24 protein-coding genes and 1 tRNA gene are annotated in these 24,390 nt (G+C 67.5%); 12 read left to right on the top strand and 13 right to left on the bottom strand.

What is annotated here, in order from left to right:
* Window positions 1–10 precede the first annotated feature (10 nt).
* From GGR89_RS11665 to GGR89_RS11650, 4 genes are all read right to left on the bottom strand, one after another.
* Window positions 11–739 (bottom strand): DUF2059 domain-containing protein, encoded by a 729-nt coding sequence (locus GGR89_RS11665; protein ID WP_125975796.1) that lies wholly within the window; start codon window positions 737–739, stop codon window positions 11–13.
* A complete protein-coding gene (locus tag GGR89_RS11660) occupies window positions 736–2,196 on the bottom strand; it encodes an NAD(P)-dependent oxidoreductase (protein WP_125975794.1) in 1,461 nt (486 codons plus the stop codon). The genes GGR89_RS11665 and GGR89_RS11660 overlap by 4 nt, the downstream gene beginning before the upstream one ends.
* A gap of 123 nt (window positions 2,197–2,319) precedes the next feature.
* A complete protein-coding gene (locus GGR89_RS11655) occupies window positions 2,320–3,126 on the bottom strand; it encodes an undecaprenyl-diphosphate phosphatase (protein ID WP_125975792.1) in 807 nt (268 codons plus the stop codon).
* A 66-nt stretch (window positions 3,127–3,192) separates the two neighbouring features.
* Window positions 3,193–4,128 carry a complex I NDUFA9 subunit family protein gene (locus tag GGR89_RS11650; RefSeq protein WP_125975790.1) on the bottom strand — a complete coding sequence of 312 codons (936 nt, stop codon included), beginning with the start codon at window positions 4,126–4,128 and terminating at the stop codon, window positions 3,193–3,195.
* Between the two features lie 143 nt (window positions 4,129–4,271).
* Between GGR89_RS11650 and GGR89_RS11645 the strand changes: the two genes are divergently transcribed.
* The 5 genes from GGR89_RS11645 to GGR89_RS11625 all read left to right on the top strand — a co-directional run bounded on the left by GGR89_RS11645 (window position 4,272) and on the right by GGR89_RS11625 (window position 9,472).
* Window positions 4,272–4,358 (top strand) — tRNA-Leu (locus GGR89_RS11645).
* Window positions 4,359–4,448: 90 nt separating this feature from the next.
* Complete coding sequence (locus tag GGR89_RS11640) at window positions 4,449–6,143, top strand: site-specific integrase (RefSeq protein ID WP_125975788.1); 1,695 nt, start codon at window positions 4,449–4,451, stop codon at window positions 6,141–6,143.
* A 202-nt stretch (window positions 6,144–6,345) separates the two neighbouring features.
* A complete protein-coding gene (locus GGR89_RS11635) occupies window positions 6,346–7,389 on the top strand; it encodes an AAA family ATPase (RefSeq protein ID WP_164542659.1) in 1,044 nt (347 codons plus the stop codon).
* Window positions 7,390–7,728: 339 nt separating this feature from the next.
* Window positions 7,729–8,685 carry a restriction endonuclease gene (locus GGR89_RS11630; protein WP_125975784.1) on the top strand — a complete coding sequence of 319 codons (957 nt, stop codon included), beginning with the start codon at window positions 7,729–7,731 and terminating at the stop codon, window positions 8,683–8,685.
* A gap of 103 nt (window positions 8,686–8,788) precedes the next feature.
* Window positions 8,789–9,472 (top strand): recombinase family protein, encoded by a 684-nt coding sequence (locus tag GGR89_RS11625; protein ID WP_125975782.1) that lies wholly within the window; start codon window positions 8,789–8,791, stop codon window positions 9,470–9,472.
* Between the two features lie 38 nt (window positions 9,473–9,510).
* Here GGR89_RS11625 and GGR89_RS11620 read toward each other — a convergent pair whose 3' ends face one another.
* From GGR89_RS11620 to GGR89_RS22045, 3 genes are all read right to left on the bottom strand, one after another.
* Entirely contained in the window at window positions 9,511–10,164 is a 654-nt protein-coding gene (locus GGR89_RS11620; protein ID WP_125975780.1) for an MT-A70 family methyltransferase, read from the bottom strand.
* Complete coding sequence (locus tag GGR89_RS11615) at window positions 10,154–11,014, bottom strand: BglII/BstYI family type II restriction endonuclease (protein WP_206434292.1); 861 nt, start codon at window positions 11,012–11,014, stop codon at window positions 10,154–10,156. Before GGR89_RS11615 ends, GGR89_RS11620 begins: the two co-directional genes overlap by 11 nt.
* A gap of 379 nt (window positions 11,015–11,393) precedes the next feature.
* Complete coding sequence (locus tag GGR89_RS22045) at window positions 11,394–11,963, bottom strand: hypothetical protein (protein WP_206434291.1); 570 nt, start codon at window positions 11,961–11,963, stop codon at window positions 11,394–11,396.
* 111 nt (window positions 11,964–12,074) lie between these two features.
* On the opposite strand from GGR89_RS22045, the gene GGR89_RS11605 reads away from it, so the two are divergent.
* Both GGR89_RS11605 and GGR89_RS11600 read left to right on the top strand, forming a co-directional pair.
* Window positions 12,075–12,746 (top strand): response regulator, encoded by a 672-nt coding sequence (locus GGR89_RS11605; RefSeq protein WP_125975778.1) that lies wholly within the window; start codon window positions 12,075–12,077, stop codon window positions 12,744–12,746.
* Window positions 12,743–14,056 carry a sensor histidine kinase gene (locus tag GGR89_RS11600; protein ID WP_167712908.1) on the top strand — a complete coding sequence of 438 codons (1,314 nt, stop codon included), beginning with the start codon at window positions 12,743–12,745 and terminating at the stop codon, window positions 14,054–14,056. The genes GGR89_RS11605 and GGR89_RS11600 overlap by 4 nt, the downstream gene beginning before the upstream one ends.
* Here GGR89_RS11600 and GGR89_RS11595 read toward each other — a convergent pair.
* Window positions 14,053–15,096, bottom strand: coding sequence for a LacI family DNA-binding transcriptional regulator (locus GGR89_RS11595; RefSeq protein ID WP_125976860.1), 1,044 nt, complete (start codon window positions 15,094–15,096; stop codon window positions 14,053–14,055). The two genes, GGR89_RS11600 and GGR89_RS11595, sit on opposite strands and share 4 nt — an antisense overlap.
* Before the next feature lie 130 nt (window positions 15,097–15,226).
* Here GGR89_RS11595 and GGR89_RS11590 point away from each other — a divergent pair, with 130 nt between their 5' ends.
* The gene (locus GGR89_RS11590; RefSeq protein ID WP_125976861.1) at window positions 15,227–15,571 is read left to right on the top strand and encodes an L-rhamnose mutarotase; all 345 of its coding nucleotides are present in this window, start codon (window positions 15,227–15,229) and stop codon (window positions 15,569–15,571) included.
* 15 nt (window positions 15,572–15,586) lie between these two features.
* Here GGR89_RS11590 and GGR89_RS11585 read toward each other — a convergent pair whose 3' ends face one another.
* Both GGR89_RS11585 and GGR89_RS11580 read right to left on the bottom strand, forming a co-directional pair.
* Complete coding sequence (locus tag GGR89_RS11585; protein WP_125976862.1) at window positions 15,587–16,594, bottom strand: zinc-binding alcohol dehydrogenase family protein; 1,008 nt, start codon at window positions 16,592–16,594, stop codon at window positions 15,587–15,589.
* 61 nt (window positions 16,595–16,655) lie between these two features.
* The gene (locus GGR89_RS11580) at window positions 16,656–17,486 is read right to left on the bottom strand and encodes an amidohydrolase family protein (RefSeq protein WP_125976863.1); all 831 of its coding nucleotides are present in this window, start codon (window positions 17,484–17,486) and stop codon (window positions 16,656–16,658) included.
* Window positions 17,487–17,634: 148 nt separating this feature from the next.
* On the opposite strand from GGR89_RS11580, the gene GGR89_RS11575 reads away from it, so the two are divergent.
* Window positions 17,635–18,621, top strand: coding sequence for an SDR family oxidoreductase (locus tag GGR89_RS11575; RefSeq protein ID WP_125976864.1), 987 nt, complete (start codon window positions 17,635–17,637; stop codon window positions 18,619–18,621).
* Between the two features lie 38 nt (window positions 18,622–18,659).
* Window positions 18,660–18,878, top strand: a complete 219-nt coding sequence (locus tag GGR89_RS11570) for a hypothetical protein (protein WP_125976865.1) — start codon at window positions 18,660–18,662, stop codon at window positions 18,876–18,878.
* A 187-nt stretch (window positions 18,879–19,065) separates the two neighbouring features.
* On the opposite strand, the gene GGR89_RS11565 is transcribed toward GGR89_RS11570, so the two are convergent.
* Both GGR89_RS11565 and GGR89_RS11560 read right to left on the bottom strand, forming a co-directional pair.
* Window positions 19,066–20,325, bottom strand: a complete 1,260-nt coding sequence (locus GGR89_RS11565) for a DUF445 domain-containing protein (protein WP_241213610.1) — start codon at window positions 20,323–20,325, stop codon at window positions 19,066–19,068.
* A gap of 37 nt (window positions 20,326–20,362) precedes the next feature.
* Window positions 20,363–21,097, bottom strand: coding sequence for an SDR family NAD(P)-dependent oxidoreductase (locus GGR89_RS11560; RefSeq protein WP_125976866.1), 735 nt, complete (start codon window positions 21,095–21,097; stop codon window positions 20,363–20,365).
* A gap of 159 nt (window positions 21,098–21,256) precedes the next feature.
* Between GGR89_RS11560 and GGR89_RS11555 the strand changes: the two genes are divergently transcribed.
* Both GGR89_RS11555 and GGR89_RS11550 read left to right on the top strand, forming a co-directional pair.
* Window positions 21,257–21,544 carry a DUF1488 family protein gene (locus GGR89_RS11555; protein ID WP_125976867.1) on the top strand — a complete coding sequence of 96 codons (288 nt, stop codon included), beginning with the start codon at window positions 21,257–21,259 and terminating at the stop codon, window positions 21,542–21,544.
* Window positions 21,541–21,810 (top strand): hypothetical protein, encoded by a 270-nt coding sequence (locus GGR89_RS11550; RefSeq protein ID WP_125976868.1) that lies wholly within the window; start codon window positions 21,541–21,543, stop codon window positions 21,808–21,810. Before GGR89_RS11555 ends, GGR89_RS11550 begins: the two co-directional genes overlap by 4 nt.
* Window positions 21,811–21,889: 79 nt before the next feature.
* Here the strand turns inward: GGR89_RS11550 and gyrB are convergent, their stop codons facing one another.
* The gene (gene gyrB, locus GGR89_RS11545; RefSeq protein WP_125976869.1) at window positions 21,890–24,382 is read right to left on the bottom strand and encodes a DNA topoisomerase (ATP-hydrolyzing) subunit B; all 2,493 of its coding nucleotides are present in this window, start codon (window positions 24,380–24,382) and stop codon (window positions 21,890–21,892) included.
* Window positions 24,383–24,390 lie beyond the last annotated feature (8 nt).

The raw sequence follows: 24,390 nt of genomic DNA, 5'->3' as shown, positions 1-24,390 counted from the left end.
CGCGCGGTGCTTACTTCTTGGCGGGCGGGGCGGACTTCGCGCCCAGCAGCTTCAGGATCTTCTCGCGCTCTTGCGGCGTCAGATCCTCGGCCTTGCGCGGCGACGGGAGGTCCTTGGTGCCGGCTTGCGCCGCCTGCACCAGTGCCGGCATCTGCTTCATGATCTCCGGCATCGCCTCGGCCATGGTCTGCGCCATGTCCGGCCCCATCATCAGTTCCATCGAGCTGCGCGCATAATGGCTGCCCGCCGGCGTCGCGAAGAAGCGCTGGAGCGCCTGCAGCTCGGGCAGCGTATATTCGCGCGCATAGGCCCGGGCGAGCGCGACCCGCACCTTGGGCTCGAGCGTGGACATCAGCTTGCCCATCTCGCCCATCATCGACCGCATCATCCGCTGCTGGCGTTCCTGCCAATAGGGATCATAGATCTCCATCACCTCGCGCAGCGTCGTCTGGCCGAGCGCGGCAACCTCCGCCTCGCTCATCCCGCCCATCTGCGCGAAGTCGCGCATCGGAATCTCCGCGGCGGAGCCCACCATCGATTCCATCATGCGGTTGAAATTCCCGCCCAGCATCCGCTGGTACATCCCCTGCGGGATCAGCTTGTCCGCCAGCTCGCGCGCGACCGCGAGGCGCGCGGGATCGGGCGCGGCGGCGGCCGGTGCGGACGCCGCCGGGGGCTGGGTCTGCGCCAGCGCAGGGCTGGCGGCGGCGAGCAGCAGTGCGGTGGCGAGCGCCTTCATGCGACGCTCGCTTCGCGCTTGGCCGAAATCGGTGCCTTGGCCCGTGCCTTCATCCACGTGTGCATATGCGCTGCCACGTCGCGACCGTCGCGGATCGCCCACACCACCAGACTGGCGCCGCGGACGATGTCGCCGGCGGCGAACACGCCGTCCATGCTGGTCATCATCGTCTTGCCGTCGGTGCGCAGCGTGCCCCAGCGGGTGACGCCCAGTTCCTCGGCGCCGAACAGCTTGGGCAGGTCCTCGGGCTCGAAGCCCAGCGCCTTGATGACGAGGTCGGCCGGCATCTGCAGCGCCCCGCCCGGATCGACCTCCGGTGCGCGGCGGCCCGAGGCGTCGGGCGCGCCGAGGCGCATCTTGGAGGCACGCACGCCGGTCACCTGCTCGGTGCCGTCGAACGCTTCCGGCGCGGAGAGCCAGACGAACTCGACGCCTTCCTCCTCGGCATTGGCGACTTCGCGCTGCGAGCCCGGCATGTTCGCCCGGTCGCGACGGTACAGGCACTTCACCGACGCCGCGCCCTGGCGGATCGCGGTGCGGACGCAGTCCATCGCGGTATCGCCGCCGCCGACGACCACGACATGCTTGCCGAGCGCGTTGAGGCTGCCATCGTCATAGGCTGGCACCGCGTCGCCGAAATTCTTGCGGTTCGACGCGGTGAGGTAATCGAGCGCGTCGACCACGCCCTTGGCGCCGACGCCCGGCGCCTTGATCGCGCGCGCCTTGTAAACGCCGGTGGCGACCAGGATCGAATCGTGGCGCTGGCGGAGTTCGCCCAGCGTCGCGTCGCGGCCGACCTCGAAATTGCGGTGGAAGACGATGCCCGCCTGCTCGAGCCGGTCGACGCGGCGCATCACCACGTCCTTCTCCAGCTTGAAGCCGGGGATGCCATAAGTGAGCAGCCCGCCCGAACGATCGTAGCGGTCGTAGACATGGACCTCATAGCCGTAGCCGCGCAGATATTCGGCGGCGGCGAGGCCCGCAGGTCCCGCGCCGATGATGCCGACCGACTGGCCGCGATCACGCCCGACCTGCACCGGCTCCACCCAGCCTTCGGCCCAGGCGGTGTCGGTGATGAACTTCTCGACCGAGCCGATCGTCACCGCGCCGTGGCCCGAGAATTCGATCACGCAATTGCCTTCGCACAGCCGGTCCTGCGGGCAGATGCGGCCGCAGATCTCGGGCATGGTCGAGGTGCTGTTGGATAGCTGGTACGCCTCCTGCAGCCGCCCCTCGGCCGTCAGGCGCAGCCAGTCCGGGATATGGTTGTGCAGCGGGCAGTGCACCGAACAATAGGGCACGCCGCACTGGCTGCAGCGGCCGGCCTGCGATTCCGCATCGGGCACCGCATAGCGCTCCGCGATCTCGCGAAAGTCTTCCGCACGCAGCTGGGCGGGGCGCTTGGCCGGATACGCCTGCGGGCGTCCGACGAATTTGAGCATGGGATCGTCAGCCATGCCGCCCCCCCTACAGGAGAGCGGCAGCGCAATAAAGACAGTAATACTTACCTATATGGGTTCAGAACCCGACTTTTCACCTTCCGAACACGAAAACCCACGTCGCAAAGGTCCGAAACGGCCTTATCGCATGGAAAGCCAAATCAGTGCGGCCGTTCCCGCAACAATGCGATAGAGCGCGAAGGGCGTGAAGCCATGCTTGCTCACGATGCCGACGAACCACTTGATCACCGCCAGCGCCACCACGAACGCGACGACGAAACCGACGCCGATCTCGCCCCAGCCGACGCCGCTGGTCGCCAGCATCTCCCGGTTCTTGAGCAGCTCAAGCGCGGTTGCGCCCAGCATCGTCGGGATGGCGAGGAAGAAGCTGAACTCCGCTGCCGTGCGCCGCTCGACGCCGAGCGACAGCGCGCCCATGATCGTCGCGCCCGAGCGACTGATGCCCGGCACCATCGCCAGGCACTGGACGAAGCCGATGCCGATCACGCGCACCATCGGGATCTCGGCGATGCCGTGGATCGTCGCCGACTTGACCAGCCGCTCGATGACGAGAATCGCGACGCCGCCGACGATCAGCGCCCAGGCCACCACCTTGGGCGCGCCGAGCAGCGCCTCGATATGCTTGTGGAGCGCGAGGCCGATCACCGCGGCGGGGATGAAGGCGATCAGCAGGTTGCGTACGAAGCGCAACGACACCGGGTTGAGCTTGAGCAGCCCGTCCAGCACCGCCCAGAAGGTGCGCCAGTAGAGCACCACCACCGCCAGGATCGCGCCCAGCTGGATGACGACGTTGAACATCGCCCAGCGCGCCGAATCATAGCCCATCAGCTCGCTGGCGAGGATCAGGTGTCCGGTCGAGGAGACCGGCAGGAACTCGGTAACGCCTTCGACGATGCCGAGCAGGATCGCCACCAGCAGCGTGGTCATGGAAAGGCTCCTTGCAGGGTCGCGCCGGGCGACCCCTGCAAGGCGCCGCCCGGCAGGGGGAATGGATCAGGCGGTCGCGCGGAAGCGGCTGAAGCGGCCCGCCTGGCGGAAGCGCACCAGCCAGCTCGGCGCCACCGTCGCCATCGGCGTGGGCGTAACGCCCAGCGCGGCGAGGCCCTCGGCACCCGCCGGCACGACATTGTCGGCCTGCAGCATCGCGAACTGGTCGCGGGTGATCGGCGTGCCGGGCAGCGCGGCGATCAGACCGCTAAGCGAATCGGGCAGTTCGACGAAATGCGGCTTGCGGCCGATCGCGCCGGCGATCCAGTGGAGCAGCGCCGACATGCTCAGCACGTCCGGGCCGCCCAGCGTATAGGTCTTGCCGCCATGCGTCGCCGGATCGGCGAGCGCCGCCGTCACCGCCTGCGCGACGTCGGCGACGAACACCGGCTGGAACCGGGTCTCGCCGCGCACGATCGGCACGATGTTCAGCGGCGCACCGGCGATCATGCCCGCAAAGCGGTTCACGAACGCATCCTCGCGGCCGAACACGATCGAGGGACGCAGAATGGTTGCACCCGGGAAGGCGGCGAGCACGGCCTGCTCGCCGGCCGCCTTGCTGCGGCCATAGGCGGAGGGCGAGCCGGCATCGGCACCGAGCGCCGAGATGTGCACCAGCGCGCCGGCACCCGCGGCCTTGGCCGCCTCGGCGACGTTGCGCGCACCCTGGACGTGGACCTTGTCGAAATCGCCCGCGAGGATGCCGACGAAGTTCACCACCGCGTCGCTGCCCTGCAGCGCACGGGCGAGCGTCTCGGGCTTGGTGATGTCGCCGACGACAAGCTGGGTCTGGCCCAGATTCCCCTGGGTCTTGATAAACCAGGCGTCGCGGGGCTTGCGCTCGACGACGCGGACGCGCGCGCCGGCGGCGAGCAGCTCCTGCGCCACGTAGCGGCCGAGGAAGCCCCCACCGCCGATCAGGGTTACCAGCCTGTCCTTCATCTTCCGCCTCTTGCCTCGCAAACGTGCGGCCCCAATGCCGTGCGGACGGCTAAACGGCAAGCGCGACGCGAAGTCCATTATTTTTCGCAAAAAGTGTTTGACACCCCCCGCAAACCTCCACTAGAGGCGCCGGCCTACCCCGTGCCCAGATGGCGGAATTGGTAGACGCACCAGCTTCAGGTGCTGGCGATCGCAAGGTCGTGGAGGTTCGAGTCCTCTTCTGGGCACCATTTCCCCCCTGATGGGCGGAAACCTTGGATTTCCGAAGTTTTTGGCAGCCGGTGGCACATAATCCTGTCACAGACGAAGGTGCGCCGAATTTGGCCCGGAAGTCCTACCTGCTGCGCCGCGAAGAGCGCTGGTACTACAATCGCGCCTTCCCGAAGGAGCTGTGGCCGCTCGTTGGCCGCAAGCCGTTCCGCATCGCGTTAGGAACGTCGTCACTGGAAGAAGCGCAGCGGCTGCGGGGACTCGCCGAACAGCGCTACTGGGCGGCAGTGGACGAAGCGCGAGCGAAGGTCGCGAAGCATCAACCCAGACGATTGACTGAAATCGAAGCGATTTCGCTCGTCGTTCGCTGGTTTCGTCAGGCGGTTGAGAGCGGCCCCGAGATGGTGCTGGCCGTCAGCAAATCTCCGGACGATTTGGATCATCACCTAGCGATGATCGATGAAGCCGAGGTCGAGGCCCGTCAGGCGGTCGCTGAACGCGATGTATCGACCGTGCGCGCCGAGGTGGAGTCGCTACTCAGGCGCGAGGGATATGCGGTCGATAGAAAGTCGCCCGCGTATACGCCGATGCTGCTGGCCATGCTTCGCGCACGCCGAGAGGCGCTGCTTGGGCAGCGCGCGCGGCTGCTTGGGCGTTATGACTGGCACCCGGCCGATCCCCTATTCAGCGGCGCTCTGGCGCAAGGCGAAACGGAGCAGGCGCTCCAACATACCATTGGCGACCTCATTCGCGAGTATCAGGCCTCCAAGGAGCAGAAGCGCAGGTGGAGCCAATCCACGATCACCGCACATAAGCCCGTCTACAGGCTTCTGCGGGAGACCTTCGGCGAGACCCGTGAGTTGCGGACCATCGGCCGTGAGGACGGGCGGCACCTGTTCAACATGATCGTCGGCATGCCGATGAACCTCGGGAAGACGAAGGAGCTAAAGGGCCTTACCGTCCCCCAAGCGGTCGCGAAGGCTCGGGCGCTCGGCCTGCCCACCATCGGTCCGAAAACCATTAATGGCAGTTACGTCACCTTCGTGAAGGCGATGTTCAAATGGGCCGTCACCGAGGGCTGGATGGACCGCAATCCGCTCGACGGCGACTTCAGGGTTGCGGACGATGTAGCGGAGCATGAGAAGCGAGACGCCTTCCAGCCCGACCAACTGCGCGTCCTGTTCTCGGCAAGCCCATGGGACGGAAGCTACGACCGCATGGGGCCGAAGGCTGGCAAATTCTGGATTCCACTGCTCTGCCTCTTCCACGGCCTCCGGCTCGGCGAAGCGGCGGGGATGCACGTAGAAGACGTGACGGAGCGCGAGGGTCACCCCGTATTCCACCTGCGAGCGTTCGACGGGCGCAGCTCGAAGACCAAGGGGTCACGTGGCATCCTGCCGATCCACCCCGAGCTGATCCGCATGGGCTTCCTCGCCTATGTCGAGCAGCGGCGGCGCACCAAAGCCATCGGCCTGTTCCCGGACGTCGCCACCAGCAAGAACGGCAAGGTGGGTGCGAAGACCGGAGAATGGTTCGCGCGTCTCGTGCGCGAGCGCGGGCTGGTCGGGACCAAGCTGACCATGCACTCCTTCCGGCACAGCTTCGAGGATCGCCTGCGGGAAGACGAGGTGCCCGAGCGGACCGCGTTGGCGCTTTCGCGGCGCACCGAGCGCGGGTCGCGCGGCGTGTATGGTGACGGCCTTTCCGTCGCGAGCCGAGCTCGGTGGATGGCCAAGCTTGCCCATCCCGGACTTGACCTTGGACACCTACACCTTGGCGAGGCCGACCGAGAAGCGGCAGAGTAGGACACGACCGAGCTGCCGCATACGTGCGGCGATTATCCCTCACTATCGGGTGAGGAAACGCCGTCGGGGCCAGCGACGGGCATTGTCACCCACTCTTGGAGAGGGAAGCCGAAACGGCTTCGCTCGCCGTTCCCGTCAACATCGCACCCGCCCTGCCGCTCCCGTGGAGTGCGCAGCGCGCTGGCATGCCTGGAGCAGACCAATGTCCACCACGAAGCCCGCACCGCTCAAGCCCGTATCGCTCACCGAACTGTTCGCCACCGACATGCCCAAGCGCGGGCAGCTGCTTTCGCCTTGGCTGCGCGAACAGGAAAGCTGCCTCGTCTGGGCAGCGGCAGGTGTGGGAAAGACGATGTACACCCTGTCGCTAGCGCTCGCCATCGCAGGCGGCGGGAGCCTGATGGGTTGGACCTCGCCGCGCCCACGCCGGGTCCTGCTGATCGACGGCGAGATGCCGCTGGACGACCTGCAAGAGCGCCTGCGCATGCTGGCGGGCACCATCGAGGGCATCGACCTAGGCGCGGCCGGGACGAACCTCACCGTTCTCGCCCGCCATGGCCAGTCGCCCGACGCCATCTTCCCCGACTTCGGAAAGGAAGAAGAGCAGGACGCGAACCTTGCCCTCGTCCGCTCCTACAACCCCGACGTTGTCATTCTGGACAACCTCAGCACGCTCGCGACGGTCGCCAACGAGAATGATACAGCCGAGGTCCAAAAGGTCGTGAAGTTCCTGGCGCGGCTGAAACAGGCGCGCATCGGCTGCATCGTCGTCCACCATGCCAACAAGGGCGGCCAGCAGTTCCGGGGCAACACCATGCTGGCCACCACGTTCGAGGTCATCATCGGGTTGAAGCGGGACAAGTCGGGGGACGTGCTCGACACCTCGGGGACCACGCGGTTCCACCTCGAATGGACCAAGTTCCGGGGGCGTCGGGACGCCAGCGTCGGGGACCGGGCGGTTCACCTCGCTGATCGCGAGGGGCGGCTGGCGTGGGTCTCCGAACGACCGGAGGACGAGGTGTTGGAGGCACTTGCCTCACTGATACGCACCAGTCGCTATCAAACGCAGGCAGAAGTGGGACAGGCGCTGCCATCGCACCTGTGGCCGAATGAGAACCCTCCATCGGCTGGCTGGATCAGCAAGCAGTTCAAACGGCTGAAGGCCCGCCCCGACATCATCCGAAGCGGAGAGATCACGGCGCATTTCGAAGCGGCCGGGGAGGAACCGCAGGACGACGAGCTGTGAGGACTGATTGCGGGGGGCTGCTAGGCCCCGCCATAGGCGGTTCACCAGAACTATAAGGGTCGTGAACCGTGAAGTGGCAGATTTCCGTGCTTCAGGCTCCTCTTGGCGGGGTTTGAATCACGTCCCCCGTGAAGCCGGTCAGTTTCTCGGCGAAAATTCGAAGGCCGATACACAGCGGAGGAACCGGCGCCCTCCCCCTGTGGGGAGGGTGTCGGCCCATTCGACGGGAACCGACGCTACTTGCACTCTATCGCAACTTCTGACGCTTATAGGCCAAGCGCGGCGGGCTGGCCCTCACCGGCGCGAGTCGTTAGGCTCCGGCGAAACAGAGCGAATGCTATGCCGGTACCAGACTATCAGACTTTGATGCTGCCGCTCCTTCGGCGACTCGGTGAACAACAAGGCCCGGTAGCGATCAGGGAGTTCCTTGAATCCGTCGCTGACGAGTTTGCACTGACGCCCGACGAACGTGCAGAACGCATCCCCAGTGGGCAGGAGAACCTGCTAGCGAATAGGCTCGCTTGGGCGCGCACCTACCTCGGCAAGGCGGGCCTGCTCGCCTCACCAAAGCGCGGGCTCGTGTCAATTACGGAGCGCGGCCGCCATCTATTAGCGGACGAGTCAGTGGTGATCACCAACGCGACGCTTGCGCGCTATCCAGAGTTCCAGAATTGGCTAACGCGCTCTCGCGAAACTGCGGTTGCCACGCCGCCTTCAGCACCGTCAGAAACATCGGTGGCCAGTGTCTCACGCGCCCCGGTGGAGCTAGATGCTGGCACTCCTCGCGAACGAATCGACGAAGCCGTTCAGGAGATTGAGGCGGACCTCCGAACGGAGCTTCTAGACCGCGTGCGGCAGATGACTCCCGCTGAGTTCGAAGGTCTTATCCTCCGGCTGTTATTGGCGATGGGCTACGGGCAAGGCCTCGATGAGATGGCGCTGGCCCTCGGAGGTTCTGGGGACGGCGGTGTAGACGGTGTCATTCATCAAGACCCACTCGGGCTAGACCGCGTCTACGTGCAAGCGAAGCGATACAAGGAAGGCAATAATGTCGGATCAGTCGATATTCGCGGCTTCGTTGGTGCGCTGAACATCAATCGCGCTACCAAAGGCGTCTTCGTCGCCGCCTCGCAGTTTACCCTGGAGGCGAAGCGGGCAGCGGACGGGGCAACGATGCAGGTTGTACTTATCGACGGTGACCAGCTCACGCGCCTGATGGTACGCCACAAGGTGGGCGTGCTGGTGCGCAGCACGGTGGAAATCAAATCCATCGACGAAGGCTTTTTCTCGACCTAGCGGGCGCTCTTCGTGGTAGCGCCGGGAGCCGTTGCGTCCGCTCAAATTCAGCCTTACAAACTGGCGTAACGTTCGTAGCGCTGGTTTGAAAGGGCATCCCCGCATGAAGGTCGTTACCTACTATCGCGTCTCCACGGCTGCACAGGGCCGGTCTGGCCTCGGCCTGGAGGCGCAGCGAGACGCGGTGGAGGCCTTCTGCCGCGCTCGTGGCTGCGAGGTGCTGGCGGAGTTCACCGAGATCGAGAGCGGCAAGCGCAACGACCGACCGCAATTGGCCGCAGCACTGCACCGCGCCAAGGTGACCGGCGCGACCCTCGTTATCGCGAAGCTGGACCGCCTGTCCCGTAACGCCGCCTTCCTGCTCACGCTGCGCGACAGCGGGGTGGAGTTCATTGCAGCGGACATGCCCGACGCCTGCCGACTGACGGTGGGCATTCTCGCGATGGTCGCAGAGCAGGAGCGGGAGGCCATCTCCGCCCGTACCAAGGCGGCACTGGCTTCGGCTAAGGCGCGTGGCAGCCGGCTGGGCAATCCCAACGGCGCTGCCGCAATCCGCCGGGCTGCCAAGGGCAACGCAGGATCGATAGCGGTCCAGAAGGCGGACGCGGATCAGCGGGCGCGAGACCTCGCTGCCACCGTTGCCCAGATGCGTGCCGAGGGACTCCACAGCCTTCCCGCACTGGCCCAAGGGCTGAACGACAGGCACATCAGAACGGCCCGGGGCGGGCGCTGGCATCCATCCTCTGTCCGCAACCTCCTCGCCCGGCTTGAGGCAACGGTCGGCTAGTGGCGCCGGGCCGGGATGCCCTGCTTTTTTCGCGCCTGTTATTCAGCCGCCTCGGCTTGGTGCCACGCATCTTCGGATTGGCTGTGGTTTGCGTAGGTGTCCCAACCGATCTCGTAGTTTTCTGCTTGGTCGCCCCAAGTAGTCCAGCCCGGTCTTGAGCCGCGCGCAAACATCTCCAGCCTGGGGCCTGGAGAGCATTTCTCTACGATATCGTAGAACTCGTCTGGCTTCCGGCTATGCTCCCGCTTCCGAGTAGCGAGGAGATTGACTTGTGTCCGACCGGGCTGGAGCGTTCGAGCGTTCTTCCCGCGTGTCCCGAACAACACGATTTCTGTCACGTTGCGGAAGTAGAAGCCGACACCTCGACCGTCTGACCCGCCATCCTTCCGCACCTTATGCCAGATCAAGTTTGACTTGTACTGGAACCCCCACGCCTTCATGACTTCGAGGCCTTCCGGAAGAAGTGCATTAGGCACCCAGAGGTACAGGTTCGCCGTGTCGGCCACGACCTCAGACACCGGCAAGTCCATGATCTCTTGGAGGTCCATGGTGCCGTACCGGCTCAGCCTGCGATGCTCAGGCGCCATTTTTCCGGTCCGGTTCTGAAAGCGCCAGGGCGGGTCGGCGAGGACGGTCGCAAACCGATTGCCCTGAAGCGCCTCCAGGAACTCAGCTGAGGCATCAATCGGCATCGGGGTCACTCCAGTCGGTTACACATTCCGGCTTAATGCCGAACGCTAACACGGGGCATGGGCCGTTGCGACCCGCGTTGAGGCGGTACAGCAATTTGCCCATCCACGTCGTGGATGCCCCGTACTTGGTATAGGTCGGTCGAGGCTCAGCTGGCTTCGTCGCGGTTGGCTTCAACATCTCGATCTCGCCTGTCTTCTTCAGAGCAGGTCCGACGGAACGGAAGACACGATTCAAGTCAGCGCTGCGCGTAACAAGGACACCGACGTCGATCACGCCGCACTGGCTGAAGGCGCTGAAGGCATACAGATCGCGGTCGAAGGTCTGGTCCTTGCTGTTCCATTCGAGGTCGAACGCGACCCTGTCCTTCACATAATCGATTTTGTGGCCATCGAGGAACTTCGCTCGGGTGATGAGACGCTCTTTAGGCTCCATTACAGGCTTGCCCCTTTTCGCCCGCCCCGTTGCCTCGCGCCATAGTAGCCTCACAAGCAGGTCGGCCTGAACGATAGTCTCATGCCAGCCCTTCGAGCGGAGGTGCGATGAGAACAGCTTCGGAATTTCGGATTCGTTGCCACCCGCCGTCCGGATCATCGTCGTGGTGATCTCGAACGAGCGCAGCGCCGAAAGGATGTCCTCAAACTCGACTGGACGGCTCTGACTAAGGATCAGTGCCGCGTTGCGGTAGCTGTACACCTCATACTTGGCGAGGATGTCGGGAGGGATGCACGCCTTGACAGCTTCCACCGAGTCCGCGACCTCGCTCGGAGCAAGATCGACATCCGCATACGCATCCTCACCGTCGCCATCAGCCTCCGAGTCGCCCCCGAAATCGTCAATGTCGTCGGCCACAGCGCCCCCCCAAATACCTTCGCTGCGGTGAATCAAAACCAGAACAAATTGTCAACGAGAATCCCCCCTCTTCGGCGACCTCCCTTGCGCCTCGTTTAAGTTCGCGAAGGGGACTGAAGGTCGTTCCACTTGCCCTCACCACCGAGGTCTGGCACATACAGTCACATACCGACCGCAGAGAAACGGCGGAAATCCGAGGTTCCTGAAGCGGCTGACACAATCCTCTTCTGGGCACCACTTCCCCCGATAGGGGCGAAGGCAAAGAATCTGGATCTACCAACGATGTAGCGCCGCAGTCTTTCGACTGACGGCGCTTCCTCGCGTCCGCTGTACAAGCGCAAGGCCCCCGCACGCTTGGCTGCCGGGGCCGAAGCAACGCTCAGCGGCTCGGCGAGGCGCTGGTCGCCGGGGGCGGCGGGGCTACCGCGCCTTGGGGCGGCGGCGGGGGCACCGCCCCCGGAGCTGGCGGTACTGCGCCCGGCGGCGGAGCGCCGGCACCCGGAGGCGGCGGTGCGCCCGGGCCACCCGGCGGGGGCGGGCCGTGCGGGCCACCCGGCGGGGGCGGCGGGGCGCCTACGGCCCGGACATTGCCCTGCCCGTCGACGAGGTACGACGCGTGCAGCTGGCCATCGAGATAGCGTCCCTGCACCGTCAGCGCCGCGCCGGACTGGACGTCGGCCGCACCCCGGCCCGCATCGACCAGCGTCCGTCCCGAACCATCCTGCAGCACGAAGCGATCGCCATAGGTCTCGGCGACGCGCCCCTTCACGGTCACGATGCCGCTGGTCTGCGCGAGCCTTGCGACCGCGGTCGGCACGGTCGGCGCCATCTCCACGGTCGGGCGGGTGAGCTGCACCGCGCCCGCGCCGCCCGCGGCACCCAGCGCCAGCAGCGCGGCGGCCGCCACGGCCAGCCGATTGCGCGGCAGCGTGTTCTTCCAATCGGTCATTCCATCAACTCCTCTTGGGTGTTCGATGGCGCCGGTCTAGCGAGTCGCACCCGACCCCCGCTGAACCTTGCGGTTCAGTTTCGGTTTAGGCCCGGAAGCTAGGCGACACGCATGCGGATCCTGCTGGTGGAAGACGACCCCGATCTCGGCCCCGCCATCGCGCGGGCGTTGCGGGCGGAGCATTGCGCGGTCGATCTCGCCGCCGACGGCGTCGACGCGCAGCATCTCGGCGAGACCGAAACCTATGACGCGGCGGTGCTCGATCTCGGCCTGCCGGGCAAAACCGGCGCCGAGATCCTGGCCGCCTGGCGGGCGAACGGGCGTGCGCTGCCCGTGCTGGTGCTCACCGCGCGCGAGGCCTGGGCGGACAAGGTGGCGGCGTTCAAGGCCGGTGCCGACGACTATCTGACCAAGCCGTTCCGCCTCGAGGAGCTGATGATGCGGCTGCGCGCGCTAGTCCGCCGCGCCGCGGGCCATGCCCAGACGCGAATAGAGTGCGGCCCGCTCGCCTTCGAGAGCCAGACCGGCCAGTTCGAGCTGGACGGGCTGCCGCTCAAGCTCACTGCGTTCGAATGGCGGGTGCTGTCGCAGCTGATCCTGCGCCGCGAGGTGGTGATCGAGCGTCTCGACCTGCTCGAGCGCGTCTATGAAGGCGATGCCGATGTCGATTCGAACAGCCTCGAGGTGATCATCGGTCGGCTGCGCCGCAAGATTGGCGCCGAGCGGATCGAGACGGTGCGCGGCCGCGGCTATCGGCTGACCTGCGGCGCGCAGCCCGCATGACGCGCTGGTCGCTGCGCACCCGGATGCTAGTGCTGTCGGCGCTGGTCACCTTGGTGGCGCTGGGGCTCGCCGGCTGGACCATGGCGGGCGTACTCGACCGGGTGGTGACCGGCGGGGTCGACCAGCGGCTCGACGCGCAGCTGGCGGTGCTGGCCAGCGCGGTGCGGGGCGACGGCAGCGTCGATCGTGACCGGCTGGCAGCGCGACAGGGCGCCCTTGCCGCCGGGCCGGGCTGGCGCTGGCGGATCGAAGGTCCACGCGAGACCGTGGGGAGCGCCGATTTCCCCACGCTGCGCTCCCCCTTCCCCGGCCCCGTCGACATCGCGCCCGGGCCACGGCCCCCCGCGCCGCTCGACGGCGAGGATGCCAAGGGCCGCATCCATGCCCGCCGCCTCGTCGTGGAGAGCAGCGCGGGCCCGGTGACACTGACCGCCGCCGCCCCCGGCCGTGTGATCGGCCGGCCGATCCGCGATGCGCTGGTGCCGCTCGCCAGCGTGATCGTGGCGCTGGCGCTGATCTTCGCCATCGCCGCCTGGGTGCAGTTGCGCTTCGCCTTGCGACCGCTGGCGGCGCTGGTCGCCCAGATCGGCGCGATCCGCCGCGGCGAGCGCACGGCCGTGGACGAGGCGCAGCCGGCCGAGCTGCAGCCGCTCGCCGCCGAACTCAACGCCCTTGCCGCCGCCAATGCCGCCACGCTCGCGGCGGCGCGACAATCGGCGGCCAACCTCGCCCATGCGCTGAAGACCCCCGTTGCGACGCTGGCGCTCACCGTCGCGCCCGACACCCCCGAAGCCACGCAGGTTCGCCGGATCGAAGGCGTGATCCGCCACACCCTCGCCCGCGCCCGCGCCGCCGCGGTGAACCGGCGGGCGAGCACCGCCATCGCGCCGGTCGCACGCGATGTGGCAGGCGTGCTGGGCACGCTCTACCCCGGCACGGCGATGCGGCTGGAGATCGCGGCGGACGCGCGGATCGCGACCGACGCGCACGACCTGGCGGAGATCCTCGGCAATCTGCTCGACAACGCCGCGCGGCATGCCCGCCGCACGGTCGTCGTATCGAGCGCTGCCGAGGCGCCGGACCGCATCGCCCTCACGATCGACGATGACGGCCCCGGCATCCCTCTCGAACGCCGCGAACAGGTGCTGCAGCGGGGCGTGCGGCTCGACGAAGGCCCCGCCGGCGACGGGTTCGGCCTCGCGATCGTCCGCGATCTGGTGGCGCTATACGGTGGCACGATGACGCTCGAAGAAAGCCCGCTCGGCGGCCTGCGGGTGCGGCTTACCTGCCCCGACGGTGCGACAGCCTAGCGATCACCCCTCGGCGGCGCGGCGGTCGAGCTGCGCTTGACGATTTCATGCTCCAGGACGCGATCGCGGCGGGTCCGCGTCTTGGCGGAGGCGCCGCGCGCTTCGTCCGCCACCAGCGCCAGCGCCTCGGCGGCGAGGCGGCGGACCGGCTGGTGGATGGTGGTGAGCGGCGGCCATAGCGTTACCGCCGCGGTCGTATCGTCGAAGCCGACCACGGTGAGCTGGCGCGGCACGTCGAGCTGGCGGCGGTGCGCGACCGAGACGATCGCCGCCGCCATGTCGTCGTTGCTGGCGAACACCGCGGTGGGCGGCGCAGGCCCGTCGAGCAGTTCCTCGCCCGCCGCGAGGCCCGAGGCATAGCTGAAGTCGCCCTGCACCAGCTGCACGCCCGCATCGGGGAAATCGCGCATCGCATCCTCCACCCCGGCACGGCGCTCGGCGCTCGCCGCCTGGTCGGGATTGCCCATGACGAAGCCGAGCCGGCGGTGGCCGAGATCGAGCAGATGGCGGGTCATCTCATAGGCGGCGCGGCGGTCGTCGATCCGCACGCAGGTGGCGCCGGGCACGCGATAGGCGCCGATCGCCGCGACCGGCACGCCGGCGCCCTTCAGCGCCCGCAGCACCACCGGCGCCTCGCCGAGCGGCGGCGCGAGCAGGATGCCCGAGAGGCCCGAGGCCGCAAAGCGGGCCAGTTCCGCTTCCGCCGGCGGACGGCCGCCATCACCCTTGAGCAGCACCAGCCGCGCGCCCCAGGTCGAGGCTTCTTCGAACACGCCGGTCAGCAGTTCGCTCATGAAGGCGGCGCTGGGGTTGGAATAGACCACGCCGATGCGCAGCTCCGCCGAGGTGACCAGGCTGCGCGCGGCGACATTGGGGACGTAACTGAGCTCGGCGATCGCCTGTTCCACCGCCTCGCGCGTCGCGGCGCTCACCCCGCTGCGGCCGTTGATCACCCGCGACACGGTCATGGCGGAGACGCCCGCCTTCGCCGCCACGTCGATGATCGTCGCCCCCTGCACCGGCTTGCCCGCCTTCGCCACGTTTCTCTCCCTGCCCCGATTTCGGCAGGACGTACGCGATGCGGGCGGATCGGAAAAGCCGCGATGCAGCGCCGGCTTGTGCCAGGGGAACGCGCGGCTATGCAGGCTCCATCAAGGAGAGGGTTCCGCGATGCGCCACGTCCTGCTGCTCGACCTGAACGACGATCCCGAGGCGATCGCCGCCTATCGCCACTGGCACCGCCCGGGCGGGCCGCCGGCCGCGGTCACCCAGTCGATCCGCGACGCCGGCATCGAGGCGATGGAGATCTGGCAGGCCGGCGACCGGCTGGTGATGGTGATGGAAACCGGCCCCAGCTTCGATCCCGAGGCCAAGCGCGCCCGCGACGACGCCGATCCCGACGTGCAGGCCTGGGAAACGCTGATGGACGGCTTCCAGCGCCGGCTCGCCTTTGCCGAACCGGGCATGAAATGGGTGCCCACCGAACAGATCTTCGCGCTCGCCGACCAGCCCTGACCGGCGAGCACGCCGTCAGAAGGCGACGATCGCCTTCAGCACATGATCGGCTCCTTCGATCAGCGCAGGCAAGCACTGGGGCAGGTCGTCCGCATCGACGCTGTGAGTGTGCAGCTTGCCGGTGGGCACGTCGCCCGAGCGGATCGCGGCGATCACGCGCTGGAAATCCTTCGCGAGCGCGTTGCGGCTGGCGATCAGCACCGCCTCGCGCTTGTGGAATTCGGGGTCGGCGAAGCTGAGGTCGCCGGGCGCGACGCCGACCAGCAGCAGCGCGCCGCCATGGCCGACGAAGTCGAGGCTGCGGCGCATCGCGGGGAGCGAGCCGGTGGCGTCGATCACCACGTCGAAGCCGTCGCCGTCGGTGCGCGCGGACAGGCGTTCCGCCAGACCTTCGTCGGCGACTTCGCCGTCGAGACCCAGCTGGTCGCGCGCGAACGCAAGACGCTGGGCGCGCTGGTCGACCAGGGTGACGTCGAACCCGTCAAGCCGCGCGAACAGCGCGCTGGCGATGCCGATCGGGCCGGCGCCGACCACGAGCATCCGCCCCTCGCCGTCCTTGGGCACGCGCGACACGGCATGCGCGCCGATCGCGAGGAACTCGATCATCGCCGCCTGATCGACGCTCAGCCCCTCGGCATCGAACACCGCGCTCTCCGGCACCACCAGCAGATCCGCCATGCCGCCGTCGCTGTGGACGCCGAGCACGCGAATGTTGACGCAGGCATTGGGCTTGCCCTTTCGGCAGGCGACGCAGTGGCCACAGGCGAGGTATGGGTTGATCGCGACCGTCTGCCCGAGCGCGCGCGTGGTGCCCTCGCCCAGCGCGACCACTTCGCCGCCCAACTCGTGCCCCATCACCCGCGGGTACTGGAGGAACGGGTGGCGGCCGGCGAAGATGTGATAGTCGGTGCCGCACAGCCCGACGCGGTGGATGCGGATCAGCACCTCGCCCGGGCCGGGCGTGGGCGCCTCGCGCTGCACTTGGGTCAGTTCGAACGGCGCGTTGCAGAGGATGGTACGCATGGCATGGGTCTCCTGCCCCAGCCCCTGCCATGAGCGTTCGCATATATGCAAGCCGGTTTTCCTAAGCACCAAGCTCCAGCGCATAGGCGCGGACCGCATTGCCGCCGAACACCGCCGCTTCCGCTGCCGGGCAATGACGCGCGACGTAGCGGGCGATGAGATCATGCGTATCGGCATAACGGCCGGCGAGCTCGCAGACCGGCCAGTCCGACCCCCAGAGGATGCGATCGGGGCCGAAGCAGGCGAAGACATGGTCGAGATAACGCTCGAAGTCGTCCGGCTGCCAGTCGCGCGCGGCCTCGGTGATCAGGCCGGAGACCTTGCAGCACAGGTTCGGGCAGCGCGCGGCGGCGGCGGTCTGTTCGGCCCAGGGCTGCCAGGCGCCCGCGGCGATGTTGGGCTTGGCGGCATGGTCGAGGATCAGCCGGCCCTCGCCAACCCGGTCGAGAAAGGCAGGCACGGTGCCGAGTTGCGCGGCGTTGACCAGCACGTCATAGCTTAGCCCGACTGCCAGCACCGCGCGGATGCCGGCCACGAACGCATCGCCCAACAGGAAATCGGCATCGGGCTCGTCCTGTACAACGTGGCGATAGCCGAGGATCGGCCCGGCCTGGCGCGCGGCGATCCGGTCGGCGATGTCGGGCGCGCGCAGATCGATCCAGCCGACCACGCCCGCGATCCGCGGCTGGCGTGCGGCGCAGTCGAGGAGGAAGGCGGTTTCCGCGTCGCTCTGCCGGGCCTGCACGGCAATCGCATGGTCGATGCAGGCCGCCTGCATCGCGCGGGCCAGATCGTCGGGGTCGAAGTCGCGCGCGATGGCGCTGCCGGGTTCGATCCAGCCAAACGCTTCGGGGGTGTAGTGCCAGAGATGGTGATGGGCATCGATCCGCATGCCGCTGCATAGCCCAGCGCAGTGCTTTTCGGAAAGCGCGCGGATCGGCACGCCAAGGCGTTGTTTTGAAAGGCTTGCAACTCCTGCCCCGCAATCCGGTTGGTCCAGCGAGCGGCGTCGCCCGCACCTTCTGCCCCGGAGACCGTCCATGGCGAACAGACAATCCCCCCGCACCGCCGTCATTACCGGCGCCTCCAGCGGTATCGGCCGCGCCACCGCCGAACTCTTCGCCGAACGCGGCTGGCGGCTGGTGCTCGCCGCACGCGAGGCCGCGGCGCTGGAAGCGCTTGCCGGCGCGTTACGCGCGCGCGGCGCGGCGGTGGCGGTAGTCCCCACGGACGTCGGCGACTACACCGCAGTGCTGGCGCTGGCCGAACAGGCGCGAGCATTCGGCGGTACGATCGACCTGTGGTTCGCGAATGTCGGCGTCGGCGCGGTCGGCCGGTTCGAGGAGGTGCCGATCGAGGCGCACGAACAGGTGCTGCGATCCAACCTGCTCGGCCATCTCTACGAGGCGCACGCGGTGCTGCCGATCTTCCAGCGCCAGGGCCGGGGCGTGTTCGTCAACATGATCTCGATGGTCGGTTTCGCCGCCGCGCCGCTGGCCGCCGCCTATTCGGCGAGCAAGTTCGGGTTGAAGGGTCTGTCCGAGGCGCTGCGCGCCGAACAGGCGGCGCACCCGCACATCCATATCTGCGACGTCTATCCGGCGCTGGTCGACACGCCTGCGCTGGCCCATCCGGCCAACTATACCGGCAAGGCGATCCGTCCGCCGCTGCCGCTGGTCGATCCGCGGCGAGTGGCGGCAGCGGTGGTACGGCTCGCCGATCACCCCCGCGCCACCACCATCGTCGGCGCGCAAACCTGGGCGGCGCGGATCGGCCATGCGCTGGCACCCACACTGAGCCTCAAGATCGTCGATCGATGGTTCGAAGGCTATTTCGCCCAGGCCCGGTCAGCGGCCGTCACCTCGGGCAATCTGTTCCAGCCGCCGGGCGATGCCCCTCGCATCGACGGCGGCTTCCGCCAGCCGGTGACGCGGCGCCTGCCGCTGCTGCTCGCGAGCGGCACGCTGCTGGCGCTGGGCGGCGCGGCGCTGCTCCGGCGTCGGGCATCGCGAGCGGAACCAAGCTAGACTATGTTCGTCGCCTCGCCGTTGAGAGAGGAATGCCCATGACGACCAATCCGATGCGCGACCGTACCGAGACCGAACGCCATGCCCATGCCGTCGACGCCCAGAGCGCCCCGCCGCGCGACGGGCGGGTGGATGCGCTGGCCGGCGAGGACCCGGACGGCATCCCGATGACGGGGGAGGAAGATCCGTTTGTCGAGACGGAGCAGCTTCCCCCGGAAGCGGGGGATGACGCGGAGGCCGAGGCGCATCCGTCGTAGCGCCCCTTAGCCCCTCCCCCTTTAGGCGCATCAGGTCGGCACTGCCCCCGGCAGCGCCCGAACAGCGCGGGGCGCTGTTCACCTGATGCGGGGATGGGGTGGGGCAGTGTCTCGCCGAGACCAACGGAGGTTCTGGAATCCCTCCACCCCCAAACCCCTCCTCCAAGGAGGAGGGGCTTATGATCGGCTACAGCACCACATCCACCGCGTGGATTGCCACGCCGACCAGCCCGCCGACCACCGTGCCGTTGATCCGGATATATTGCAGGTCGCGCCCCACCGCATTCTCCAGCCGCGAGGTGACCGTCTGCGCATCCCAGCCGCGGATCGTGTCGGAGACCAGCCGGACGATGCCGTCGCCATAGTCCGACGCCGCGCCCACCGCCGCGCGCCGCACGAAGCGGTTGATCGTCCGCGCGAGCTTCGCGTCGGTCTGCAGCGTGCCGCCGAACTGGCGCAGCGCCTCGCCCATCCGGCCGCCCAACGCCCGCTCGGGATCGCGCGCCAGCCGCAGCATCGCGCCGCGGCTCTGCTCCCACAGCCCTTCCACCCAGCGCTGGAAGCCTTCATTCTCCAGCATCTCGAGCTTGAAGCTCTCCACCTTCGCCTGCAGCTCGGGATCGTGCTGGAGGCGATCGGCGAGGCTCTCCAGCCCCTCCTCTACCTTGGCGCGGACGGGATGCGCGGGGTCCTCCGCCATCTCGTCGATGAGCTTCTTCAGGCCCTCGATGATCTTGGTCGCCAGCGTCTCGTCGAGCCCGGTCCAGCGCATTACCGATCCGGCGCGGGCGTGGACCATCTCGCGGATCAGATGCTCGTTCGCCTCCAGGATGCGCGCCGCGCCGCGCGTCATCGAATCGAGCAGCGGCAAATGGCGGCCATTGGCGATCGCCGCCGCCAGCGCCTGGCCGAACAAAGGCGCGACGTCGATCGCGCGCAAACGGCCGGCGATCGCCCCCTTCACCATGCCGCCGAGCCGCTCCTGGTCGAGCGATTCGAGGATGTTCGCCGCCAGCCGCGACGCACCCGCGCCGATCCGGCCGGTGCCGTGCGACGGCGCCGCGAGCCAGCGCCCGGCCGCGCCCGCCACATCCAGCCGCTGCATCCGCCGCGCCACCACGCGCGGGATCAGGAAATTGGCGCGAAGGAACTGGCCGAGCGTCTCGGCAATCCGATCCTTGTTGCGCGGGATGATCGCGGTGTGCGGGATCGGCAGGTGGAGCGGGTGGCGGAACAGCGCGGTGACCGCGAACCAGTCAGCCAAGCCACCGACCATCGCCGCCTCGGCAAAGGCGCGGACGAAGGGCAGTGCGGGGTGCAGCCCCTGGAAATGGCGGGCGGCGAGGAACAGCGCCGCCATCGCCAGCAGCAGCCCGGTGGCGACCATCCGCATCCGGCGCAGGCCGGCGGGCGGAGGGTCGCTGCGGAGTCGGGGGGTAAGGCTCATGACCGGTGCAACGCTGCGATGACCGTGCGCGCTCCGCTCAGCCTTCGCGATGCACCGCAAACGGGCCGTTCGCCTGGTTGACCGGCATCAGCTCCAGCGTATTGACCGCGAAGTGCGGCGGCAGCGTCGCCACCCACAGCATCGTCTCGGCAATGTCCTCGGCGGTCATCGGATTGACGCCGGCATAGACCTTGTCCGAAGCATCCTGGCTGCCGGTGCGGACCAGCGTGAACTCGGTCTCGACCATGCCCGGCTCGATCGAGGTGACGCGCACGCCGGTGCCGATCAGGTCGGCGCGCAGGTTGAGCGTGAACTGGCGGACGAACGCCTTGGTCGCGCCGTAGACGTTGCCGCCCGGATAGGGATAGGTTGCCGCCACCGACGAGAGGTTGATGATCCCGCCCTTGCGCGCGACCAGCCCCGGCAGCAGCTTGTGGGTGATCGAGACCAGCGCGGTGACGTTGGTGTCGATCATCGTCCGCCAGTTATCGAGCGACGCCTGCTGCGCGGGCTCCAGGCCGAGCGCGAGACCGGCATTGTTGATCAGCAGGTCGATTGCGGAAAAGGGCGCGGGCAGGCTGTCCAGCGCCGCATCGCGCGCGGCGTCGTCGCGGATGTCGAAGGCAAGGGTATGGACGCGCTCGCCGGCCAGCTTCTCCAGCCGATCGGCGCGGCGACCGGTGGCCACGACATGCCAGCCGGCATCGGCAAAGGCGCGGACCGAAGCTTCGCCGATCCCGGCGGTCGCGCCGGTGATGAGTACGGTGGGCATGGCAACTCCTGGAATGACGTTTCGCCTGTCTATACGCGCGCCGGGGCGGTTTGGATCAGCTTTTTGCGAGGAGCGCAGCAACCGCGGCGGAGCCACCGGCCGCGCGGAACCGCGCCCATGCTCGTGCCGTTTCGATCCCCGAGCGATGGAGTATTGGAAATGGCCGCACAGCAGCTGGAAATCGACGACACCACCCTCTTCGACAATCTTGACGATCGCCAGGTGGAGTTCGACGGCCGGGTCGACGGCGAGAACTATCAGTTCGCGGTGCAGTACAGCGTGATCGAGGCGCTGCGCGGCAGCCAGCCCGACGGCGACGCCGAGGACAGCTTTCGCCGCTACCGCGACCCGATCGCACAGGCCGCCCTCACCGCGCTTGCCAACGGCCCGGACCGGCCGATCATCGTGATCAGCGAAAACGACCTCGACCAGGAGGCACAGGCATGACCGAAGCACGCTGGGGCGACGACGCCAAGAATCCGCCGATCGACTGGACGATGAGCGCGGCGCTGGAGAATGTCGTGCGCAGCGGCGGCGACATCGCCGAGGTCACCAATCTGGGCGAGGCGGTGCGCGCGTGGCGCGAGCTGGATCCGGACCACCGGGCGCATGCGGTGCTGCTCCTCGACCATCCGGTGCATATCGATGGCGCGGCACTGAATCGCTTCGAAGGCGAAGGCATCGCGGCGCTCGCGGAGCGCATTGCCGACTGAGCCTCCCGCCAAGTGGGGCAGTTGAAGATTGCAACTGCCCCACTTGGCGGTGCGGAAGCTCCCGCGGCCGGACGAGCGATCAGACGTCGAGATTGGCGACGCTGAGCGCATTCTCCTGGATGAAGTCGCGGCGCGGCTCGACCACGTCGCCCATCAGCTGGGTGAAGATCGCGTCGGCGACGTCGGCCTGGTCGATCGCCACCTGCAGCATCGAGCGGTTCTGCGGATCGAGCGTGGTCTCCCACAGCTGCTCCGCATTCATCTCGCCGAGGCCCTTGTAGCGCTGGATGGCCAGCCCCTTGCGCCCGAAGGCGAGGATCGCGTCGAGCAGCTGCGACGGGCGCGACACCAGGCTCTCGCCCTTGCCGACGGCGACGGGAGCCTCCTCCTCCGGCACGGGCGCATCCACCTCGGTCGCGAGGCCCTTGTTCGACACGAGCTTCGACGGCGTGAGATACGCCGCCGCCTGCTCGCTCGCCAGCGTGTGCAGCTTGCGCGCCTCGGCGGAGACGAGGAAGCTCGCCTCGACGATATGGTGGTCGGTCACACCGCGCCACAGCCGCTCGAAATGATAGCCGCCATCCTCGGTGATGCGCGCGCTCCACCGAGCTTCGGTGTCGGCCGCGTCGAGCCGGTGGACGACGGTCTTCAGCTCCTCGGCGTGCCGCTCGCGGCTCACCGACGGATCGAGCGCGCCGCCCAGCGCCAGCGATTCGATGATCATCGGATCATAGCGGCGCGGCACGTAGCGCATGAGGGTACGCATGCGACGGGCATGCTCGACCAAAGTCCGCAGGTCCTCGCCCGAACGCTGGCTGCCATTGGTGTCGAGCACCGTGCCGCCCACGCCGGCATCGACCAGATACTGGTCGAGTGCCGCATCGTCCTTGAGGTACACCTCCGAGCGGCCCTTGGTCGCCTTATAGAGCGGCGGCTGGGCGATATAGAGGTGCCCGTTGGTGATGATCTCGGGCATCTGGCGGTAGAAGAAGGTCAGCAGCAGCGTGCGGATGTGCGCGCCGTCCACGTCGGCGTCGGTCATGATGACGATCTTGTGGTAGCGCAGCTTCTCGATGTTGAAATCGTCGCGGATGCCGGTGCCCAGCGCGGTGATGATCGTGCCGATTTCGCGGCTGGCGAGCATCCGGTCGAAGCGCGCACGCTCGACGTTGAGGATCTTGCCGCGCAGGGGAAGGATCGCCTGGAAGTGGCGGTCGCGGCCCTGCTTGGCCGATCCGCCGGCCGAGTCACCCTCGACGAAGAAGAGTTCGGACTTGGCGGGATCGCGCTCCTGGCAGTCGGCGAGCTTGCCGGGCAGGCTGGCGATGTCCATCACGCCCTTGCGGCGGGTGAGCTCGCGGGCGCGCTTGGCGGCCTCGCGCGCGGCGGCGGCGTCGATCACCTTCTGGATGATCTGCTTCGCGACCGCGGGATTCTCCTCCAGCCACTCGGCCAGCTTGTCGGCCATCAGGCTTTCGAGCGGCTGGCGGACTTCGGAGGAGACCAGCTTGTCCTTGGTCTGGCTGCTGAACTTGGGGTCCGGCAGCTTGACCGAGACGATCGCGGTGAGCCCCTCGCGCATGTCGTCGCCGGTGAGGCTGACCTTTTCCTTCTTCAGCATCCCCGACTTGTCGGCATAGCTGTTGAGCGTGCGGGTCAGCGCAGCGCGGAACGCCGCGAGGTGGGTGCCGCCGTCGCGCTGCGGGATGTTGTTGGTGAAGCAGAGGACGTTTTCATAATAGCTGTCGTTCCACTCCAGCGCGACGTCGATCGTCACGTCGTCGCGGGTGCCGCTGATCGCCACCGGATCGGGCATCAGCGCGACCTTGTTGCGATCGAGATACTTCACGAATGCGGCGATGCCGCCCTCGTAGAACAGCTCGATTTCCTTCACTTCCTCGTGCCGCGCGTCGCGCAGGAACAGCCGCACGCCCGAATTGAGGAAGGCGAGCTCGCGGTAGCGATGCTCGAGCTTCTCGAAATCATATTCGGTAATCTTGAACGTCTCCGGGCTGGCGAGGAAGGTCACGCGCGTGCCCTTCTTGCCGTTGGCCGGGCCGATCACCTTGAGCGGCGCCTCGGCATCGCCGTGGCGGAAGCGCATGTAATGCTCCTCGCCGTCGCGCCAGATGTTGAGGTCCAGCCACTCGCTGAGCGCGTTCACGACCGACACGCCCACGCCGTGCAGGCCGCCCGAAACCTTGTAGGCATTGCTGTCCGACGTGTTCTCGAACTTGCCGCCCGCGTGGAGCTGGGTCATGATCACTTCGGCGGCGGATACGCCCTCTTCGGAGTGGATGCCCGTGGGGATGCCGCGGCCGTTATCCTCGACCGAAACCGATCCGTCGGCATTCAGCGTGATCTGGATCAGGTCGCAATGGCCCGCCAGCGCCTCGTCGATCGCGTTGTCGGAAACCTCGAACACCATGTGGTGGAGGCCCGAACCGTCGTCGGTATCGCCGATATACATGCCGGGGCGCTTGCGGACCGCGTCGAGGCCCTTGAGAACCTTGATGGAATCTGCGCCGTACTCGTTGGCGTTGGGATCGTTCGTCTTCGGAGTGTCTGCCATGCCGAGGA

It is taken from the genome of Sphingomonas trueperi (assembly GCF_011927635.1).
Taxonomy (GTDB): Bacteria; Pseudomonadota; Alphaproteobacteria; order Sphingomonadales; family Sphingomonadaceae; genus Sphingomonas; species Sphingomonas trueperi.
This window is presented reverse-complemented; position numbering and strand designations above follow the sequence as displayed.

Excerpts from the sequence above, each read along its gene's own strand:
- GGR89_RS11665 (WP_125975796.1), bottom strand. The coding sequence starts at position 739 with ATGAAGGCGCTCGCCACCGCACTGCTGCTCGCCGCCGCCAGCCCTGCG.
- GGR89_RS11660 (WP_125975794.1), bottom strand. The coding sequence starts at position 2,196 with ATGGCTGACGATCCCATGCTCAAATTCGTCGGACGCCCGCAGGCGTAT.
- GGR89_RS11655 (WP_125975792.1), bottom strand. The coding sequence starts at position 3,126 with ATGACCACGCTGCTGGTGGCGATCCTGCTCGGCATCGTCGAAGGCGTT.
- GGR89_RS11650 (WP_125975790.1), bottom strand. The coding sequence starts at position 4,128 with ATGAAGGACAGGCTGGTAACCCTGATCGGCGGTGGGGGCTTCCTCGGC.
- GGR89_RS11635 (WP_164542659.1), top strand. The coding sequence starts at position 6,346 with ATGTCCACCACGAAGCCCGCACCGCTCAAGCCCGTATCGCTCACCGAA.
- GGR89_RS11630 (WP_125975784.1), top strand. The coding sequence starts at position 7,729 with ATGCCGGTACCAGACTATCAGACTTTGATGCTGCCGCTCCTTCGGCGA.
- GGR89_RS11625 (WP_125975782.1), top strand. The coding sequence starts at position 8,789 with ATGAAGGTCGTTACCTACTATCGCGTCTCCACGGCTGCACAGGGCCGG.
- GGR89_RS11620 (WP_125975780.1), bottom strand. The coding sequence starts at position 10,164 with ATGCCGATTGATGCCTCAGCTGAGTTCCTGGAGGCGCTTCAGGGCAAT.
- GGR89_RS22045 (WP_206434291.1), bottom strand. The coding sequence starts at position 11,963 with ATGACCGATTGGAAGAACACGCTGCCGCGCAATCGGCTGGCCGTGGCG.
- GGR89_RS11605 (WP_125975778.1), top strand. The coding sequence starts at position 12,075 with ATGCGGATCCTGCTGGTGGAAGACGACCCCGATCTCGGCCCCGCCATC.
- GGR89_RS11600 (WP_167712908.1), top strand. The coding sequence starts at position 12,743 with ATGACGCGCTGGTCGCTGCGCACCCGGATGCTAGTGCTGTCGGCGCTG.
- GGR89_RS11590 (WP_125976861.1), top strand. The coding sequence starts at position 15,227 with ATGCGCCACGTCCTGCTGCTCGACCTGAACGACGATCCCGAGGCGATC.
- GGR89_RS11585 (WP_125976862.1), bottom strand. The coding sequence starts at position 16,594 with ATGCGTACCATCCTCTGCAACGCGCCGTTCGAACTGACCCAAGTGCAG.
- GGR89_RS11580 (WP_125976863.1), bottom strand. The coding sequence starts at position 17,486 with ATGCGGATCGATGCCCATCACCATCTCTGGCACTACACCCCCGAAGCG.
- GGR89_RS11575 (WP_125976864.1), top strand. The coding sequence starts at position 17,635 with ATGGCGAACAGACAATCCCCCCGCACCGCCGTCATTACCGGCGCCTCC.
- GGR89_RS11570 (WP_125976865.1), top strand. The coding sequence starts at position 18,660 with ATGACGACCAATCCGATGCGCGACCGTACCGAGACCGAACGCCATGCC.
- GGR89_RS11565 (WP_241213610.1), bottom strand. The coding sequence starts at position 20,325 with ATGAGCCTTACCCCCCGACTCCGCAGCGACCCTCCGCCCGCCGGCCTG.
- GGR89_RS11560 (WP_125976866.1), bottom strand. The coding sequence starts at position 21,097 with ATGCCCACCGTACTCATCACCGGCGCGACCGCCGGGATCGGCGAAGCT.
- GGR89_RS11555 (WP_125976867.1), top strand. The coding sequence starts at position 21,257 with ATGGCCGCACAGCAGCTGGAAATCGACGACACCACCCTCTTCGACAAT.
- GGR89_RS11550 (WP_125976868.1), top strand. The coding sequence starts at position 21,541 with ATGACCGAAGCACGCTGGGGCGACGACGCCAAGAATCCGCCGATCGAC.
- gyrB (WP_125976869.1), bottom strand. The coding sequence starts at position 24,382 with ATGGCAGACACTCCGAAGACGAACGATCCCAACGCCAACGAGTACGGC.